The organism is Phenylobacterium sp. (assembly GCF_004799515.1).
GTDB lineage: Bacteria > Pseudomonadota > Alphaproteobacteria > Caulobacterales > Caulobacteraceae > Phenylobacterium.
The window spans coordinates 55,220-71,475 of the sequence record NZ_SSMX01000004.1 but is presented as its reverse complement, the minus strand read 5'-3'; the positions used below and the strand labels follow the sequence as shown (position 1 = coordinate 71,475).

Annotated in this window: 21 protein-coding genes; 6 read left to right on the top strand and 15 right to left on the bottom strand. The window is 71.0% G+C overall.

Annotated elements, in window-relative coordinates; all coding sequences use genetic code 11:
* Positions 1–97: 97 nt before the first annotated feature.
* The 6 genes from E8A49_RS02295 to E8A49_RS02270 are packed head-to-tail and all read right to left on the bottom strand — an operon-like array spanning position 98 to position 4,111.
* A complete protein-coding gene (locus E8A49_RS02295; RefSeq protein ID WP_293375929.1) occupies positions 98–805 on the bottom strand; it encodes a type 1 glutamine amidotransferase in 708 nt (235 codons plus the stop codon).
* On the bottom strand, positions 805–2,055 hold the full coding sequence (locus tag E8A49_RS02290; protein WP_293375927.1) for a CCA tRNA nucleotidyltransferase: 1,251 nt from the start codon (positions 2,053–2,055) through the stop codon (positions 805–807). The genes E8A49_RS02295 and E8A49_RS02290 overlap by 1 nt, the downstream gene beginning before the upstream one ends.
* Entirely contained in the window at positions 2,052–2,342 is a 291-nt protein-coding gene (locus E8A49_RS02285) for a hypothetical protein (RefSeq protein ID WP_293375925.1), read from the bottom strand. The genes E8A49_RS02290 and E8A49_RS02285 overlap by 4 nt, the downstream gene beginning before the upstream one ends.
* Positions 2,335–2,988, bottom strand: a complete 654-nt coding sequence (locus tag E8A49_RS02280) for a CoA pyrophosphatase (RefSeq protein WP_366928773.1) — start codon at positions 2,986–2,988, stop codon at positions 2,335–2,337. Before E8A49_RS02280 ends, E8A49_RS02285 begins: the two co-directional genes overlap by 8 nt.
* Positions 2,985–3,557, bottom strand: a complete 573-nt coding sequence (locus E8A49_RS02275) for a DUF1285 domain-containing protein (protein ID WP_293375923.1) — start codon at positions 3,555–3,557, stop codon at positions 2,985–2,987. The genes E8A49_RS02280 and E8A49_RS02275 overlap by 4 nt, the downstream gene beginning before the upstream one ends.
* Positions 3,558–3,598: 41 nt before the next feature.
* Complete coding sequence (locus tag E8A49_RS02270; protein ID WP_293375921.1) at positions 3,599–4,111, bottom strand: GNAT family N-acetyltransferase; 513 nt, start codon at positions 4,109–4,111, stop codon at positions 3,599–3,601.
* Positions 4,112–4,374: 263 nt separating this feature from the next.
* Here E8A49_RS02270 and E8A49_RS02265 point away from each other — a divergent pair, with 263 nt between their 5' ends.
* A complete protein-coding gene (locus tag E8A49_RS02265) occupies positions 4,375–5,628 on the top strand; it encodes an MFS transporter (RefSeq protein WP_293375919.1) in 1,254 nt (417 codons plus the stop codon).
* Positions 5,629–5,661: 33 nt separating this feature from the next.
* Complete coding sequence (locus tag E8A49_RS02260) at positions 5,662–6,597, top strand: SDR family NAD(P)-dependent oxidoreductase (protein ID WP_293375917.1); 936 nt, start codon at positions 5,662–5,664, stop codon at positions 6,595–6,597.
* A 39-nt stretch (positions 6,598–6,636) separates the two neighbouring features.
* Here the strand turns inward: E8A49_RS02260 and E8A49_RS02255 are convergent, their stop codons facing one another.
* Genes E8A49_RS02255 through E8A49_RS02245 form a run of 3 tightly spaced genes read right to left on the bottom strand, consistent with a single transcriptional unit; the run spans position 6,637 to position 8,218 of the window.
* Positions 6,637–7,359 (bottom strand): hypothetical protein, encoded by a 723-nt coding sequence (locus tag E8A49_RS02255; protein ID WP_293375915.1) that lies wholly within the window; start codon positions 7,357–7,359, stop codon positions 6,637–6,639.
* Positions 7,360–7,376: 17 nt separating this feature from the next.
* Positions 7,377–7,826 (bottom strand): SRPBCC domain-containing protein, encoded by a 450-nt coding sequence (locus E8A49_RS02250; protein WP_293375913.1) that lies wholly within the window; start codon positions 7,824–7,826, stop codon positions 7,377–7,379.
* On the bottom strand, positions 7,823–8,218 hold the full coding sequence (locus tag E8A49_RS02245; protein ID WP_293375911.1) for a metalloregulator ArsR/SmtB family transcription factor: 396 nt from the start codon (positions 8,216–8,218) through the stop codon (positions 7,823–7,825). Before E8A49_RS02245 ends, E8A49_RS02250 begins: the two co-directional genes overlap by 4 nt.
* 119 nt (positions 8,219–8,337) lie before the next feature.
* Between E8A49_RS02245 and E8A49_RS02240 the strand changes: the two genes are divergently transcribed.
* Positions 8,338–8,718: a Rid family hydrolase gene (locus E8A49_RS02240; protein WP_293375909.1), complete on the top strand. Its 381-nt coding sequence runs from the start codon at positions 8,338–8,340 to the stop codon at positions 8,716–8,718.
* Positions 8,719–8,737: 19 nt separating this feature from the next.
* Here E8A49_RS02240 and E8A49_RS02235 read toward each other — a convergent pair whose 3' ends face one another.
* From E8A49_RS02235 to E8A49_RS02215, 5 genes are all read right to left on the bottom strand, one after another.
* Positions 8,738–9,235: a GNAT family N-acetyltransferase gene (locus E8A49_RS02235; RefSeq protein ID WP_293375907.1), complete on the bottom strand. Its 498-nt coding sequence runs from the start codon at positions 9,233–9,235 to the stop codon at positions 8,738–8,740.
* The gene (locus E8A49_RS02230) at positions 9,228–10,109 is read right to left on the bottom strand and encodes an NAD(P)-dependent oxidoreductase (RefSeq protein ID WP_293375905.1); all 882 of its coding nucleotides are present in this window, start codon (positions 10,107–10,109) and stop codon (positions 9,228–9,230) included. The genes E8A49_RS02235 and E8A49_RS02230 overlap by 8 nt, the downstream gene beginning before the upstream one ends.
* Positions 10,106–11,071 (bottom strand): oxidoreductase, encoded by a 966-nt coding sequence (locus E8A49_RS02225; RefSeq protein WP_293375903.1) that lies wholly within the window; start codon positions 11,069–11,071, stop codon positions 10,106–10,108. Before E8A49_RS02225 ends, E8A49_RS02230 begins: the two co-directional genes overlap by 4 nt.
* Positions 11,072–11,105: 34 nt before the next feature.
* On the bottom strand, positions 11,106–12,173 hold the full coding sequence (locus tag E8A49_RS02220; protein WP_293375901.1) for an MBL fold metallo-hydrolase: 1,068 nt from the start codon (positions 12,171–12,173) through the stop codon (positions 11,106–11,108).
* Between the two features lie 97 nt (positions 12,174–12,270).
* On the bottom strand, positions 12,271–12,561 hold the full coding sequence (locus E8A49_RS02215; RefSeq protein ID WP_293375899.1) for a hypothetical protein: 291 nt from the start codon (positions 12,559–12,561) through the stop codon (positions 12,271–12,273).
* Positions 12,562–12,706: 145 nt separating this feature from the next.
* Between E8A49_RS02215 and E8A49_RS02210 the strand changes: the two genes are divergently transcribed.
* From E8A49_RS02210 to E8A49_RS02200, 3 genes are all read left to right on the top strand, one after another.
* Entirely contained in the window at positions 12,707–13,258 is a 552-nt protein-coding gene (locus E8A49_RS02210) for a cysteine hydrolase family protein (RefSeq protein WP_293375897.1), read from the top strand.
* The gene (locus E8A49_RS02205; RefSeq protein WP_293375895.1) at positions 13,255–13,668 is read left to right on the top strand and encodes a GFA family protein; all 414 of its coding nucleotides are present in this window, start codon (positions 13,255–13,257) and stop codon (positions 13,666–13,668) included. Before E8A49_RS02210 ends, E8A49_RS02205 begins: the two co-directional genes overlap by 4 nt.
* Positions 13,669–13,734: 66 nt before the next feature.
* Positions 13,735–15,180 (top strand): M20/M25/M40 family metallo-hydrolase, encoded by a 1,446-nt coding sequence (locus tag E8A49_RS02200; RefSeq protein ID WP_293375893.1) that lies wholly within the window; start codon positions 13,735–13,737, stop codon positions 15,178–15,180.
* 3 nt (positions 15,181–15,183) lie between these two features.
* Here E8A49_RS02200 and E8A49_RS02195 read toward each other — a convergent pair whose 3' ends face one another.
* Positions 15,184–16,125 (bottom strand): alpha/beta hydrolase, encoded by a 942-nt coding sequence (locus E8A49_RS02195; RefSeq protein WP_293375891.1) that lies wholly within the window; start codon positions 16,123–16,125, stop codon positions 15,184–15,186.
* Positions 16,126–16,256 lie beyond the last annotated feature (131 nt).

Here is a 16,256-nt window from a genome sequence, read left to right as displayed (position 1 = left end):
TCGCCGGGAAACCGTTGGAGGGGGCTTTGGGTTGCGGGCGGCGCGGCTACGATTTCGTGTTCCTCCTCCCCTTGTGGGAGGAGGACGTTGAGGGGTGCTAAGCCGCCCCCGTCAGGAACGCCTTGATCCAGCCGCCCACCCGCGCGCGGTCGTCGGCGGCGGAATAGCTCGCGATGGCGCGGTCGGCCTGCTCAGCGGGATAGACCGCCTCGCGGCGGTGCTCGATCAGATCGATGGCGTAGGCCGGAGCGAACTCCGGGTGCGGCTGGACGGAGAGGGCGCGGTCGTCCGGCCAGACGAGGCCCGCAAAGGGCGTGAAGTCGCTGGCGGCCCAGACCTCGGCGCCCGGCGGCTTCTCCACCACCTGGTCCTGGTGCGAGGCGGGCAGGCGGATCGTGGCGGGGACGTCCGCGCCCATCCATGGCTCGCGGCGTTCCACCCGGTATTCGTTCTCGCCGACGCCCCAGCCCTTAGGCGACTTGATCACCTTGCCGCCGAAGGCCTGGGCCATGAGCTGGTGGCCAAGGCAGACGCCGACCAGCGCCGCCTGGCCCTTCGCCGCGCGCAGGAAGTCCTCGAAGGGCGCGATCCAGGGCAGGGGATCGTAGGCGCCCGCCGCCCCGCCGGTGATCAGATAGGCGTCGCAGGCCGCGGGGCTGTCGGGCAGTTCGCCCGCCTCGGCGTTGAAGACCCGCCAGTCGTAGGCGTCCGGGCCGAGCAGGCCGCGGAACATGTCCGCATAGGTGCCATAGGTCGGGATGCAGGGCCGGGGCGGGCGGCCGGTTTCCAGGATGCCGAGCTTCATCAGAACGCCATCCCCTGCACCACGGATTTCAGCTTCTCGATGGTCGACATCTTGTCGTCGAGGAAGTCATGGTCGACCCACCAGTCCTCCACCTCGCGCAGCACCTGGCCGACAATCGGGCCCTTGGGCGCGCCGGCGGCGATGACGTCCTCGCCGGTGAGCGGGAAGGCAGGCGGGCTCCAGCCTTCGCCCAGGGCGATCATCCCGCGCCACTGGGGCGTGGTCGCGGTGCGGTTGGCCCGCGCCCAGGCCAGCTTGGCGCGGTCGCGGAACGGCTGGGCGCCCAGGCGGTAGACCATCCGGCGGATCTCGCGCGGGCTCATCCAGCTCTTGAGGGCGGGGCTGGGCGCCAGCGCCGCGGCCAGGCGGTCGCGGTCGGCGTTGGAGAGGCGCAGGGCCTCGGCGAACTTGACGGCGCCGACCTGGTCGTCGGGCAGCAGGGCGGCCAGGCGCAGCAAGGGCTCGGTCTCGAAGAGCTGGTCCTCCTCGATGGCCACCAGCCCCTCGAAGCGCGCCAGGTCGATGGGCGCGGGCATGACCTCGCCCAGGACGCCGGCGCGGGCCATCAGGGCGACGGACGCGCGCGGATCGGGGGCGGCCAGCAGCTTCAGGAGCTCCTTGGAGACGCGTTCAGCGGAGAGGGCCTTCAGGTGGCCGCGCAGGTCCTCGCAGGCGGCCAGGGCCGCGGCGTCGGCGGGGCCGGCGCCGTACCAGGCGAAGAAGCGGAAGAAGCGCAGGATGCGCAGGAAGTCCTCCCGCACGCGCTGCTCGGCCTCGCCCACGAAGACGATGCGGCCGGCCCGCGCGTCGGCGATGCCGTGGCCGGTGGGGTCGTAGAGCGTCCCGTCGCGCCGGGCGTAGAGGCTGTTGAGGGTGAAGTCGCGCCGCTGGGCGTCCTCGGCCCAATCGTCGGTGAAGGCCACTACGGCGCGGCGGCCGTCGGTGCTCACGTCGCGGCGCAGGGTGGTGACCTCGAAGGGCTTGCCGCCGCTGAGGGCGGTGACGGTGCCGTGCTCGACGCCGGTGGGCACGGCGCGCAGGCCGGCGGCGTCCAGGGCGCGGGTCACCTCGTCGGGCGTCAGGCGCGTGGCGATGTCGATGTCGCTGATCGGCTGGCCGATCAGGCTGTTGCGCACGCAGCCGCCGACGAAGCGGGCGCAGTCGGCCCCGCCCGCCGCCTCCAGGGCGTCGAGCACCGCCGCCGTGGCGGGGGCGGTCATCCAGGGACGCAGGCCTAGGGTCTCGCTCATCTCGGCGGTGTCTTAGGCGAAGCCGGGTGCGGCGCGAAGTAGCCCTCATGCACCGAGCCGTCCGGCGCGGCCTGGGCCGGGACATAGGTCTCGCGCCGGTTGTCGGGGTGCAGGACGGCGGCGGCGATCAGCGACAGGCCGGCCAGGGCCGCGCCGGCGGCGAACAGCCAGGGCCAGGGCGTGGCCCCCATCTCGCGGCCCGTATGCCTCGCCCAGGCCCGCCAGGCGAACCAGACGATGAAGGGGACGGCCATCAGGGCCAGGCGGGCAAGCGCGCTCTCAGGCAACGGCGGCGCCATAGAGCCGGTCGTAGAGCGCCCGCAGCATGCCGGCCGTGGCGCCCCAGATGAACCGGTCCTCGTGGGTGTAGGCGTAGAAGCGGCGCAGCTCGCCGTTCGGCAGGGCGCGCTCGTGTTCCTCCAGGTTAGCGGGGTCCATCAGGAAGCCGAAGGGCGTCTCGAAGATCTCCGCCACCTCTTCAGGATTGGCCTCCAGCACAAAGCCATGGCGGACGAAGCCCACCACCGGCGTGATCAGGAAGCCGGTGCCGGTGCGGTAGGGCGTCGACAGGCCCACCGGCTGGACGAACGCCGGCTCCAGGCCGATCTCCTCGTGGGCTTCGCGCAGCGCCGTGCGCCAGGGCGTCTCGCCGGGCTCGCGCCGGCCGCCGGGCAGGGCGATCTGGCCGGTGTGACGGCGAAGCGTGTCGGCGCGGCGGGTCAGGATCACCGACAGGCCTGCGTCGCGCTCGACCAGGCCGATCAGCACGGCGGCGGGCGTCAGCGGCAGGTCGACCTCGTCGGGGCCATAGGCCTTGGAGAGGTCGAAGTCGGAGCGGACCTCGCGCGGGCCGGCTGGATCGTGCGCCTCCAGCGGGTCCAGCCGCTGGGCGATCCAGTCGCGCAGGTCGCCGCGCCCGCCCTTCAAGCTCACAACCGGTGCGCCCGGGCCGGTCCCACCGGATACCAGGCGCCGTTGGAGGCGACGCCCAGGGTCGGGCCGTCTGGCGTCTCGCGCTCCTCGGCCAACTCCACCAGCTCGTAGAACACCGGCCGGGCGATCAGGGCTTCGAGGCCGCGGCGGACGTGCAGATAGGGCCGGGGCTCGCCGCCCTCGCCCATCTCCACGCGGATGGCGTTGTCCGGGCCGGCTTCCACCGCGTCGCCGACATTGGTCAGGAAGCGCAGGGCCTCGCCCACCCGGTCGACGCGGACGGCGATGAAGGGGGCGTCCTCCACCGTGATCTTCATCTTCTCGACGGGGGTGATCAGATGGATGCCGTCTGGGTCCTTGCGCAGGACGGTGGAGAACAGCCGCACCAGGGCCTCGCGGCCGATGGGCGTGCCCTCGTGGAACCAGACGCCGTCCTTGCGGATAACGATGTCGATCTCGCCGCAGTGGGGCGGGTTCCAAAGGTGGACGGGCGGCAGGCCACGGCCCGGCGCCTGCTTCGCCGCCGCGATCACGCCTTCGAGCCCGGCCGTCTTCGGCTGATCCGCCATGCCAGGAAGGTAGGCGCGCCCGCCGGCCGCCTCAAGCGAACTCAGAGCGGGCGGATCGGGCCTGCGAGCGCGACGGCGCCGGGGGTCAGCGCGCGGACCAGCACGCGCCGGGGATCCACCGGGCCCGGCAGGGTCACCGCGCTGCCGGCGGCGCGGGAGAAGCCGACCCGGCTGAAGTAGGCCTCGTCGCCCACCAGCACCACGTGGGTCTCGCCCGCCGCGGCGGCGGCCTCGCTGGCCCGGGCGACCAGGCGCGCGCCGAAGCCGGCGTTGCGCTCGCCCTGCTCCACGGCGAAGGGGCCGAGGAAGGTGACCGGGGTCTCGCCCACCCGCACCCGCCACATCCGCGCGCAGCCGAGGAGCCGCGTGCCGCTCCAGGCGCAGACCGACAGCTCCGGGGCGAAGGCGGCGAACTCGCGCACCCGCTCGGAGGACTTGGCGTAACGGCCGGGGCCGAAGGCGCGCGCGATAAGGGCGTCGACCAGGGGCCGGTCTTCCGGCCGTTCAGGCTGCAGGGCGAGCGCCGGGGCCGGCGCGGAGGCTTGGAGGATCATCGGGGGTTAGGGCTTCGACTGATGGGACGGCGAAAGCCCGAACGCGCGGCGGCGCGTCCGGCGGCGGATCAACGGGCGCCTTGCGGGCGCTGGGGTCGTCGAAAGCGTCGCATCGGAGATCAGCTCAATGAGACCCACCCAGGGTCGAGGCCGGCGCAAATAGGGCCTCAACGTCCCCAGGTCAACGCCGAGGCGGTCACAGCGGCGCGCCTCATGTCCATTGCGGCGTTGCGGGCGGGCGGGAGTTTGGGCAGGAAGCCCGCATGGCCGAGCCCTCGCCCGACACCGTGCCCTCGGCCCGCGCGCTTCTGAAGGAGCGCGACTACCTGGCCTTCTGGGTGTCGCGCTGGACCGGGGCCTTCGCCGCCCAGATCCAGAGCGTGGCCATGGGCTGGCAGATGTACGCCATCGCCCGCCAGACCCATTCGGTCTCCGAAAGCGCCTTCCTCGTGGGGATGATCGGGCTCTCGGCCTTCATCCCGGTTTTCCTGTTGACCCTGCCGGCGGGCGAGACCGCCGACCGCTACGACCGCAAGAAGGTCCTCCTGTTCTGCTACGCCGGCGAGATCGCCACGGTGCTGACCCTGGCGGTCGCAACCTGGCAGGGCCGCGCCTCGGTCCCGATGCTGTTGATCGTGGGCGCGTTGTTCGGGGCGGCGAGGGCCTTCTTCAACCCGGCCAACACGGCGCTTGGTCCCATGCTGGTGCCACGCCCGCTGCTGCCCCGCGCCATCGCCTGGAATTCGTTGGCGTGGCAGACCGCCTCGATCATCGGCCCGGCGGCGGGTGGCCTCCTGGTGGCCCGGTCGCCGGCCTACGCCTACTTCACCACCTTCGTCCTCTACGGCGTCGCGGCCTTCTGCACGGTCATCATCCGCAAGAGCGGCCAGCCGGTGGTCAATCCGGGGTCGCGCTGGCAGCTGGTGAAGGAGGGCCTGGCCTACGTCTGGAACCAGAAGATCGTCTTCGGGGCGATCAGCCTGGACCTCTTCGCCGTGCTGCTGGGCGGGGCGACCGCGCTCCTGCCGGTGTTCGCCCGCGACGTCCTGCACATCGGGGCGCAAGGCTTCGGCGTGCTGCGTTCCGGCCCGGCGATCGGGGCGACGGTGGTGGCCCTGCTGCTGGCCGCGCGGCCGATCCGCAAGAAGGCCGGGCTCTTCATGTTCGCGGGCGTGGCGACCTTCGGGGCGGCCACCTGCGTCTTCGCCCTCTCCAAGGTCCTGTGGCTGTCGGTGGCGGCGCTGGCCGTGCTGGGCGGCGCCGACATGCTGAGTGTCTACGTCCGCCAGACCCTGGTGCAGCTGGTGACGCCCGACCCGATGCGCGGGCGGGTGGCGGCGGTCTCCTCGGTGTTCATCGGCGCCTCCAACGAGCTCGGCGAGTTCGAGAGCGGGGTGGTGGCGCGGTTCCTGGGGCCCATCGGCGCGGCCCTGTTCGGCGGGGTCGGCGCCCTGGCCGTCACCGGCCTCTGGGCGGCGCTGTTTCCCGCCTTGCGCAAGGCCGACCGCCTCGAATAACTGTCGGCCCATTGAAAATAAGGGAGATACGTCATGGGCGCATTGGATGGAAAAGTTGTCCTGGTTACAGGCGGCGGCAACGGCATCGGACGCGACTGCGCCCTGATCGCGGCCCAGGAGGGCGCGAAGGTGGTGGTCAACGACCTGGGCGCCGGCCTCAAGGGTGACGACGAAGGCTCCGCGGGCCCGGCCGAGACGGTCGCCGCCGAGATCCGCGCCGCGGGCGGCGAGGCGGTCTCCAACTCCGAGAGCGTCACCAGCCTGAAGGCCGTGCAGGGCATGGTCGAGCAGGCGCGCGACACCTTCGGCGGCCTGCATGCGGTGATCAATCCGGCCGGCATCCTGCGCGACGTGATGTTCCACAAGATGAGCGAGGACGACTGGGACCGGGTCATCGACGTGCACATGCGCGGCAGCTTCAACGTGGCGCGCGCCACCATCGAGCTGTTCCGCGAGCAGAACGACGGCGCCTACATGTTCTTCACCTCGACCAGCGGCCTGTTCGGCAACATCGGCCAGGCCAACTACGGCGCGGCCAAGATGGGCATCGCCGGCCTCTCGCGGATCATCGCCATGGAAGGCGCGCGCAACAACGTGCGCTCCAACTGCCTGGCGCCGGTGGCCTGGACGCGGATGACCCAGTCCGTGCCGATCAAGGACGAGGCGGCGGCGGCGCGGCGCGCGGTGATGGCCGAGAAGATCCGCGCCGACCAGCCGGCCCGCTTCTCGGTGGCCATGGTCAGCCCCGCCGCGGCCAGCGTCTCCGGCCAGATTTTCGGCTCGTCGGGCGAGAACATCATCCTCTACTCGCAGCCCCGGCCGATCGAGACCTGCACCAAGCCGGAGGGCGAAAGCTGGACGGTGGCGACGATCCTGTCGGAAGCCGTGCCGAAGATGGCCCCGAAGTTCTTCGACCTGAACCGCGCACCCATGGCGGGCTCGCAACAACCGGCGAAGCAGCCGGCGTAGACCAAGGAACCTCCCCCGCTCGCGGGTGAGGTTCCTCAGTTACATCTCCATCGCCGGCGTGCCGTCGGACCACTTGGGCACCGGGACGTAGAAGACGGTGAGCGGCTCCAGGCTGCTGTCGTCGCCGGAAACCACGTCGCCGGCCTGGTCGACGCCCCACTGCGCCGTGGCCATCCGGGGCAGGAAGAACATCAGGTGCGGATGCCAGTGGCCGGCGCGGTCGTTCAGGTAGCCCTGCTTGGACAGCATGTAGCTCATGGCGCCGGGCTCCGGGGCGGCGATCTTATGGGCGGCGACGGCGGCCTTGGTGCGCTCGGCCATCTCCGTGCGGGACACGCCGGCCAGCACCCATCCCGTGCGCAGGAAATCGGTGGGCAGCACAGTGCGCGCCGCGGCGGCGTTGTAGCAGATCGGGCCGCGCATCTTCGGGTTCCAGAACCCCGGATCGGCGAAGCCGCTGGCCCAGGCCCGCTCCACCAGGCAGACGAAGCCGTTGTCGCCCTTCACGGCGGTTTCATAGCCCCGGTCCCCCAGGATCATCACCTCGGCGTGGCTGGCGATCGCTGGCGGGGCGGCGCTGCGGGCCAGCGCGATCTCGTCGGCCGGGGCCATGCGGTACTGCGCGAGTGGCGCCCGTTCCGGATAGGGCGCGGCGGCCGTCGTCGTCTGGGCCCAGGCCGCGCCGGCCGCCAGGGTCAGCGCGGCGAGGCCAAGTCCCGCCAGGGCCCGCCGCGGCGGCTTGGTCGTCAGGAAGTCCGGCATCGTCTGTAGGTCCCTTCTCAGCTTTCGGGCGCGTCGGCGAAGCGCTGGACGAGCTTGTCCAGGGCGCCGCCCCAGCCCCATTCGTGGCTCGCCTGGGAGGCGGCGTTGCAGAGGTCGGCGTGGGTGAAGGTGAGCTCGGTTCCGCCCGCGACGGGGCGAAGATCGATCTCGACGCGCGAGGTCCGGCCGAGCTCGTCGGGTTCGCCGCCGTGGGTCCAGCGCCAGCTCATCACCAGGCGTTCCGGCGGCGCCACTTCTAGGTATTCGCCGCTGGCCTCGTGCTCCTGCCCGTCGTCGTTGCGGAAGCGCACGCGGTAGGCGCCGCCCACGCGGGCGTCGGACTCCGCGGCGATCATCGACGAGCCTTCCGGGCCCCACCAGGCGGCGATCCCTTCGGCGGTGGAGACCGCGTCGAAGACGATGGCGGGCCGCGCCGCGATCCGGCGCACGAGGGTCAGGCTGGTCATTGGTCCCCGCTTTCGGCGTCGCGCGCCTCGGCGTGCTGAGCTTCGGCCTGTCTGGCCTCGGCTTCTCTGGCCTCGGCGTAGGCGGCCATGCGGTCGAGGGCCGGCGACCAGAACCGCTCATAGCGCTCCAGCCAGGCCATCGCCTCGCGCAGCGGCGCGGGCGAGAGGCGCACGTCCACCGTGCGGCCGTGTTTGGCGCGGGTGATCAGGCCGGCGTCGCCCAGCACGTCCAGGTGCTTCATCACCGCCGGCAGCTTGATCGCGAACGGCTCGGCGAGCGCGCTGATCGACAGGCTCTCGGCCTGCTCCAGCCGCGCCAGGATCGCACGGCGCGTCGGGTCGACGAGGGCGGCGAAGACGCGGTCGAGGTTGGGCGTTTCATAGTTCACCATGTGGTGAACTATTGGGCGGGCGGCGCTGGATGTCAACCGCCGATGCTGGCGGCCTCGCGCCCTTGCTTGACGGTCAGGCGCCAGAGCCGCGTAATCGCTTCGCAGCGAGGGAAGCGACCATGCCGCGCGACATCGTCTACACGCTCAAGGCCGCCAAGCCGCCGCCCACCTACAGCCAGGCCGTAAAGGCCGCCGGCCTGGTGTTCGTGTCAGGAACGGCGCCGGCCGATCCAGCCACCGGCGAATTGGTCGAAGGCGACGCGGGCGCCCAGACGGCCCAGTGCCTGCGCAACATCCAGGCGATCCTGGAGGCGGCGGGCTCCAGTCTCGACAAGGCGGTGAGCGCCACCGTCATCCTCGCCGACGAGGAGGATTTCGCAGCGGTGAATGCGGAGTGGCTGAGGTGGTTTCCCTCCGACCCGCCGGCGCGCCAAGGGGCGAAGCTGCCGGTGCGCATCCCCGGCCTGAAGGTCTCGATCGCCATGATCGCCGAGGCTTAGCCATTCACAACGGCGGCGCCTACGAGGCCGCCAGCCTCAGCAGGGCCTCGCCGTAGAGCCGGCGGACGGTCCACTCCTCCATCGCCGCGGCGTCGAGGCTGTCGTAGAACTCGATGGCCGGCGTGTTCCAGTTGAGCACCGACCATTCCAGCCGGCCGAGGTCGGCGTCGACGCAGCGCTGGGCCAGGCGGCGCAGCAGGGCCTTGCCGGCGCCCAGGCCGCGGGCTTCCGGCTTCACGAACAGGTCCTCCAGATAGATCCCGGCCCGGCCGCGGAAGGTGGAGTAGTTATAGAACCACAGCGCGAAGCCCACCGGCTGGTGGTCGGCCTCGACGATGTCGCAGAAGCAGCGTGGGTTCTCGCCGAACAGGTCGCGGCGGATGTCGGCCTCGGTGGCTTCCACGTCGTGGCCAAGGCGTTCGTACTCGGCCAGGGCCTTGATGAACTCCAGGATCAGCGAGACGTCGGCCAGGGTGGCGACGCGCACCTGGACGCGGGTGGAAATGGTTTCACTCATGCGGACTGAGGCTCCCTTCGCCGATCACCACGCCCGGCGGCGGCTTACTGTCTTCCGGCACGAAGAAGTCCGGCATCAGGGTCGCGGTGGGATCGACCCGGTACCGATCGAAATCTCGAACGCCCTCGCCGTAGAGGAAGCTGTCATCAATCAGGAAGTTGCCGCTGAACTCGCGGGCGGGCTTCTCGAAGATGGCGTGGGCGGCGTCGGCCATGATCTCCACGGTCCGGCAATGGCGCAGGCCCTCCTCGCCGCTGAGCGCGAACTGGATGGCGGCGGTGGCGATGCCGGTGCGCGGCCAGAGCGCATTGAAGGCGATCCCGTCGGGCTTGAACTCCGCGGCCATGCCCAGCACGCACATGCTCATGCCGAACTTGGCCATGGTGTAGGCGGTGTGCCCGGCGAACCAGCGTGGGTTCATGTCGAGCGGCGGCGACAGCATCAGGACGTGCGGATTGGCCGCCTGCTTGAGGTGCGGGATGCAGGCCTTGGAGGTCAGGTAGGTCCCGCGCGCGTTCACCTGGTTCATAAGGTCGTAGCGCTTCATGTCGGTGGCGAGCACGCCGGTGAGCTGAATGGCCGAGGCATTGTTCACGCAGATGTCGATGCCGCCGAAGTGCCGGACGGTCTGCTCGACGGCGGCCATCACCGAGGTCTCGTCGCGCACGTCGACCACCAGCGGCAGGGCCTTGCCGCCGGCCGTCTCGATGTCGTGGGCGGCGGTGTAGATGGTGCCGGGCAGCTTCGGGTGCGGTTCGGCGGTCTTGGCGGCGATGGCGATGTTGGCGCCGTCGCGCGCGGCGCGCAGGGCGATGGCCAGGCCGATGCCGCGGCTGGCGCCGGTGATGAAGAGGGTCTTGCCGGAAAGGCTCATGCTTTCACTCCCACAGTGTCTTCCGAGACGGCCCAGAGCCGTTCGGCGGCTTCGGGGTCCAGCGCATGGGGCAGGACGCCCTCGAAGGGGTTGTCCTGGTTCCAGGCGACCGCCTGGGCGCAATTCTCCAGATAGAGACCGCCCTTGCCTTCCAACTCATCCCCGACCGCGGCCCAGACGCTGGTCGAGGCGCCCTGCTCGGTGGTCTTGAAGCGGTCGTTGAGTTTGCCGCTCTCGTCCATCCAGCCGAAGCCGATCATCTCCTCGCGGCTGAGATGGCGCTGCAGTGGGGTCATGATACCGCCGGGCATCACCGCATTGGCGTTGACGCCGTGCTCGGCGAAGCGGGCGTTGAAGCCGACGGTGAACAGGGAATTGGCGGTCTTCGATTGGCCGTAGGCCTCCCACTTGTCGTAGGGGCGATGGCGGTAGTGGATGTCCTCGAAGTGGATCGGGCTGCGGCGGTGGCCGATCGATGAGAGCGCGACCAGGCGGCTGGCGTGGCCGGTCTCGGCGGCGTTCAGCAGGGCGCGGGCCAAGAGGATCGACAGCAGGTAGTGGCCGAAGTGGTTGGTCCCGACCTGCATCTCCAGGTCCTGGGCCGTGTAGCTGAGCGGGCAGGCCATGACCCCGGCGTTATTGATCAGGAGGTTCAGCGGCCGTTCCCCCCAGGTCCCGGCGAAGGCCGCGACGGCGTTGAGGTCGGAGAGGTCGAGCTTGCCGACGCTGACCTTGCCGGGGGCGGTACGGTGGATGTCGGCGGCGACCGTCTCGCCGGCCGCGGTGTCGCGCACCGCCAGCATGACGTCGGCGCCCGCCTCGGCCAGGGCGCGGGCGGTTTCGACGCCGATCCCCGACGCGCCGCCGGTGACCACCGCCGTGCGGCCCGAGAGGTCGTGGCCCACCACCACCTCGCGGGCGGCGGTCTTGGCCCCGAAGGGCGAGGTGATGCGCTCGGTCATGGACGGCTCCCTCGAAGCCTCACGACGTAGGGCCTCACGCGGCTTGGTACCAGTCGACGCCGCTGGCGTCGCGGGTGCGGGAGGCGTGGCCGCGGGCGATCAGGCAGTTCAGGTGCGCCAGGCTCTCGCCGGTGGCGAGGCCGAGAAGGTTGGAATCGATCTGCCGGCGGAAGAGGGCGCGAAACACATCCACCGCCCGCTTGGGCTCGGCGATCAGGGCGTGGAGGCGGGTGAGGCCCCGCTCGTGGCCGCCGATCAGGTGATCGATGCGCGCGTGCAGGCCGCGGAACGGATCGTTGTGCGCCGGCAGAACCAGGACGTCGTCCGGCACCTGCGTCTTGATCCGCGCCAGCGAGGTCAGCCAGTCGGTCAGCGGGTCGCCGTTGGGCTCGGTCGGGAAGACCGAAACGTTGGAGGAGATCCGCGGCAGCACCTGGTCGCCGGTGATGATGGTCTTGAGGTCCGGGCTCCAGAGGCAGGCGTGCTCGGGGCTGTGGCCCGAGCCGATCACCACGCGCCAGAGGTGGTCGCCGATCCGCACCTCGTCGCCGTCGGACAGCCGCTGGAAGCTGTCCGGCAGGGCGTGCAGGGCGCGGCCGAAGCCGCCGAAGCGGGCCTTGTAGGTCTCCAGCGCCTCGTCGTCCCAGCCGGCGGCCCGGAAGAAGGAGAGCGCATCGGCCGGCGCCTCGCGGCCGGTGTCGGCGGCCAGCGAGCGGCACATCAGGAACTCCAGCCGGCTGATCCAGAGCCGGCACTGGAACTTGCGGGTCAGCCAGCCGGCCATGCCGATGTGGTCGGGGTGCATGTGGGTGACAAAGACCCGGCTGACGATCTTGCCGGCCAGCGGCCCCGCGAAGGCCTTGCGCCAAGCGCCCTGCGTCGCCTCGCCGCCCAGGCCGGTGTCGACGATGGCGACCCGCCCGTCGCCGTCGTCGATGGCCCAGACGTTGATGAAGGCCAGCGCCCCGCCCAGCGGCATGCGCAGCCACTTCACCCCCGGCGCGGCCTCGATGGCTTCGCCGGTCTTGGGCCCCTGCTCGAACGGATAGGCGAGCTTCGGCCGCGGATGATCCGGATAGGTCTCCTCAACGCCGTCCCGCAAAAGCCCGCTCCCTGCGACTGGTTGGCCATTTTCGACCGCCGGAGCCGCCAGGGCAAACGTCTTCGCTTGGGCGGCGTCCGCGAGCCGGGCGTCCGGGCTAAGGCTGGACCTCGACGCCGGGGTGCGCGCGGTACTTGCGGTTCAGCGCGACCAACTCCTGCTGCAGGCTGGCGAAATGTTCCGGGGTCAGTTTGCCGCCGTCCGCGGCCCGTGTGTGAACCACCTTCTCCGCCAGGGCGGTGAATGCCTTCGTATAGGCTGGAGGTGGCGTCCGATCGTCCGGAAGGTACTGCGTGGGGGCGTAGTTGCCCGGCGTCCCCATGCTCATCTGGGCGGAGGCCGGGGCGGCGAGGACCGTGGCGGCAAGCGCGAGGATGCGGAGGCGCATCGTCGGTCTCCTTGCATAACAACGGCATAAGGAACGCCCGGGCGCCGTCTAAGGTCAAGGCGCCGGCGATCGCCTTAGCCTGACGTGTCCGGGCGGTTTTTCGCCGGGCGTCACGGGTCTATGGTCGCCGCCAGGAGACCGCCGCATGACTACCCTGGCCGACCGCCCGAACACCGCCCTGCTGGTCATCGACGTGCAGAACGGCGTGATGAAGACCGCCCACGACCGTGAGGCGGTGACGGCCAACATCGTGGCCCTGATCGCCCGCGCCCGGACGGCCGGCGTTCCGGTCGTATGGGTGCAGCACGAGAACGAACAGCTGGTGAAGGATGAGGACGCCTGGCGGTTCGTCCCCGAGCTCGATCCACGCGCCGATGAGCCGCTGATCGCCAAACTCTATGGCGACGCCTTCGAGGATACGGGTCTGGAGGCGGTCCTGGCCGAGCGCGGCGTTGGGCGCCTGGTCGTCGCCGGCGCCCAGACCGACGCCTGCATTCGCTCGACCCTGCACGGCGCCCTGGCGCGCGGCTACGACGTAACCCTGGCCGCCGACGCCCACACCACCGAGGACCTCAGCCAGTGGGGCGCGCCGCCGCCCGGCCAGGTTATCGCCCACACCAACCTCTACTGGACCTACCAGCGCGCGCCGGGCCGCACGGCTGGGGTGGCGAAGGCGGCCGAGGTCGAGCTGGCATGAGCGGCGCGGATTTCGTCGCCACCGGCGGCTGCCTCTGCGGGGCGGTGCGGTTCGGCCTGACCGGGAAGCTGGCGCCGGTGGGCTTCTGCCATTGCTCGAAATGCCGGCGGGTTTCCGGGACCGGCTCGAACGCGGTGTTGAACGTCCGCAGGGACCGCTTCGCCTGGCTGTCCGGCGAGGACAACCTCAAGCGCTACGCCCTGCCCAGCGGCTGGAGCACAGTCTTCTGCGCCGACTGCGGCTGTCCGGCGCCGCAGCCGACGCCCGACGGCGGGCGGATGTTCGTGCCCGCCGGCGCCCTGGATGGCGACCCGGCCCTCGACATCGCCGGCCACATCCACCTGGGCTCAAAGCCGGCGTGGGTCGCGATCTGCGACGACGCCCCGCGGTTCGAGGAAGGCGCGGCCTGAGCGGCTCGCCCTTGCCGGGCGCCGCCGCCCCTGGAATAGTCCCCGGCGACTGATCGGGGTTCACCAATGAAAACACTCGCTCGCGCCTTGGCCGGCGTCGCCCTGCTGTTCGCCACCGCGGCGTTCGCCCAGCAGACACCGCCCAGTGCGGCGATGCCGAAGACGGACCCCGGCCGCGAGAGCTTCCGCGCCCTCTACAAGGAGCTGGTGGAGACCAACACCACCGCCTCGGTGGGGTCCTGCACGCTGGCCGCCGAGCGGATGGCGGCCCACCTGAAGGCCGCCGGCTTCCCCGACAGCGACCTGACCATCTTCTCCGTGCCGGAGTATCCCAAGAACGGCGGCCTGGTGGCGGTGCTGCCGGGCAAGGACCCCAAGGCCAAGGCGGTGCTGATGCTGGCCCACCTGGACGTGGTCGAGGCCAAGCGCGAGGACTGGACCCGCGACCCGTTCACCCTGGTGGAAGAGGGCGGCTATTTCTACGCCCGTGGCTCGTCGGACGACAAAGCCCAGGCGGCGATCTGGGTCGACAACCTGGTCCGCTACAAGACCGAGGGCTTCAAGCCCCGGCGCACGATCAAGATGGCGCTGACCTGCGGCGAGGAGGGCGGCGGGCCGTTCAACGGCGCCTCCTGGCTGGTGAAGAACCGCAAGGATCTGATCGACGCGGAATTCGCGCTCAACGAGGGCGCCGGCGGCCAGCTCGACGATCACGGCAAGCGCATGGCCCACACCATCGAGGCGGGCGAGAAGACCTCGCAGAGCTTCACCCTGGAGGTCACCAACCCCGGCGGCCACTCCTCGCGGCCGGTGCCGGACAACGCGATCTACCGGCTGGCCGACGCGCTGGAGAAGATCCGCGCCTATGAGTTCCCGGTGATGATCAACGACGCCAACCGCGCCTACCTGAGCGGCATGGCCAAGATCGAGGGCGGCGCGCGCGGCCAGGCCATGACCGCGCTGGTGGCCAACCCGAAGGACGCCCAAGCGGACGCGCTGCTGTCCAAGGACCCCGGCCTGCACACGATGCTGCGCACCACCTGCGTGGCGACCATGCTGAGCGGCGGCCACGCCCAGAACGCCCTGCCGCAGCGGGCCACCGCCAACATCAACTGCCGCATCTTCCCGGGCGTCAGCCGCGACGAGGTGCGCAACAAGCTGATGGAGGTGATCGGCGATCCGCAAGTCCAGGTCTCCCAGGTCCGTGTCGCCCGCGAGGGCGAGGCGCCAGCCCCGCCGCTGACGCCGCAGGTCATGGGGCCGATCGAAAAGGTCTCCGCGGAGATGTGGCCCGGCATCCCGGTGATACCGATCCTCCAGGCGGGCGCCACGGACGGCAAGGCGCTGACCGCCGGCGGCATCCCGACCTACGGCGTCTCGGGCCTGTTCTTCGAGCCGGACCTGGGCCGCATCCACGGCCTGAACGAGCGGATCGGGGTGCAGTCGCTCTACGAGGGCCGCGAGTTCCTCTACCGGCTGGTCAAGCTCTACGCCGACCAGCCGGGGGCCTGAGCCTCAAGCCCAGCGCCCGGAGAGGAATGCGGCCGCTTCGTCGAGGGCGCGCCGCGCGCTCGGCAGTTCACGTGTGGACCGCTGGAAGACGTGGTGCAGGCCCTCGAAGATGTCGAGGCGCACCTCGCCGCCCTTCTCCGCCGCCGCAGCCGCGTAGCGCCGGGCATCGTCGAGCAGGAGCTCGTCCTCGCCCACCTGGATGAGCAGCGGCGGCAGGGCGTCGGGAACGGCGTAGAGCGGCGAAGCGCGGCCGTCCTTCGGATCGGCGCTGGCGAGGTAGGCCGCCGCCGCCCCGGCCAGCAGTTCCGGCTGGAAGATCGGGTCGTGGGTGTCGGGGCTGGCGAACGAGGGCCCGCTCAGCGCCAGGTCGATCCAGGGCGAGAAGGCCACGACCGACGCCACGGCCGGCGACGGCTCGCCCGCGCCGGCCAGGGCGGCCAGGGCCAGGGCGCCGCCGGCGGAATCGCCGACCAGGGCGGCCTGCGAGACGCCCTCATCCGCCAGCCAGCGCAGCGCGGCGACCGCGGCCTGCGGCGCGGCGGGGAACGGATGTTCCGGCGCAAGGGGGTAGTCGGGGATGAAGGCCGCGACGCCGGCGCGCACGGCGATCTGGCTGGCGAAGCCGCGGTAGGCCTGCGCGGAGCCCAGCATGTAGGCGCCCCCGTGCAGGAACAGGATCGCACGGTCGGCCGGCGCGCCGGCGCGCCGCACCCACCAGCCCCGCACGCCGTCGCGGTCGATGGCCTGCATCTCGACGCCCTCGGCGATCGGGGTCTCGGACGTCATGGCGTCGTAGGCCTGGCGCCGGGTCCCGACGAAGTCCGAGAACAGGCGGCCGATGCCGGCCAGGACGTCTTGTTCGGTCTGGCGCTCATCTGGCGGCAGGGCGCGCCGGGTCTCGACGAGGCCCGTCTTCTTGGCGTGGGTCATGGTTGAGTGGGTCATGGGGCTTTCACCTCTTCGGAGCGGCCCCGGACAGTCCGGCCCGCAGTCTGACGACAGAGATGTCCATTCCAAATCCTCCCAGAAGTGATGGAAGCGGACTACTATCCATTCCAAACGAGACTTCAGGAGTT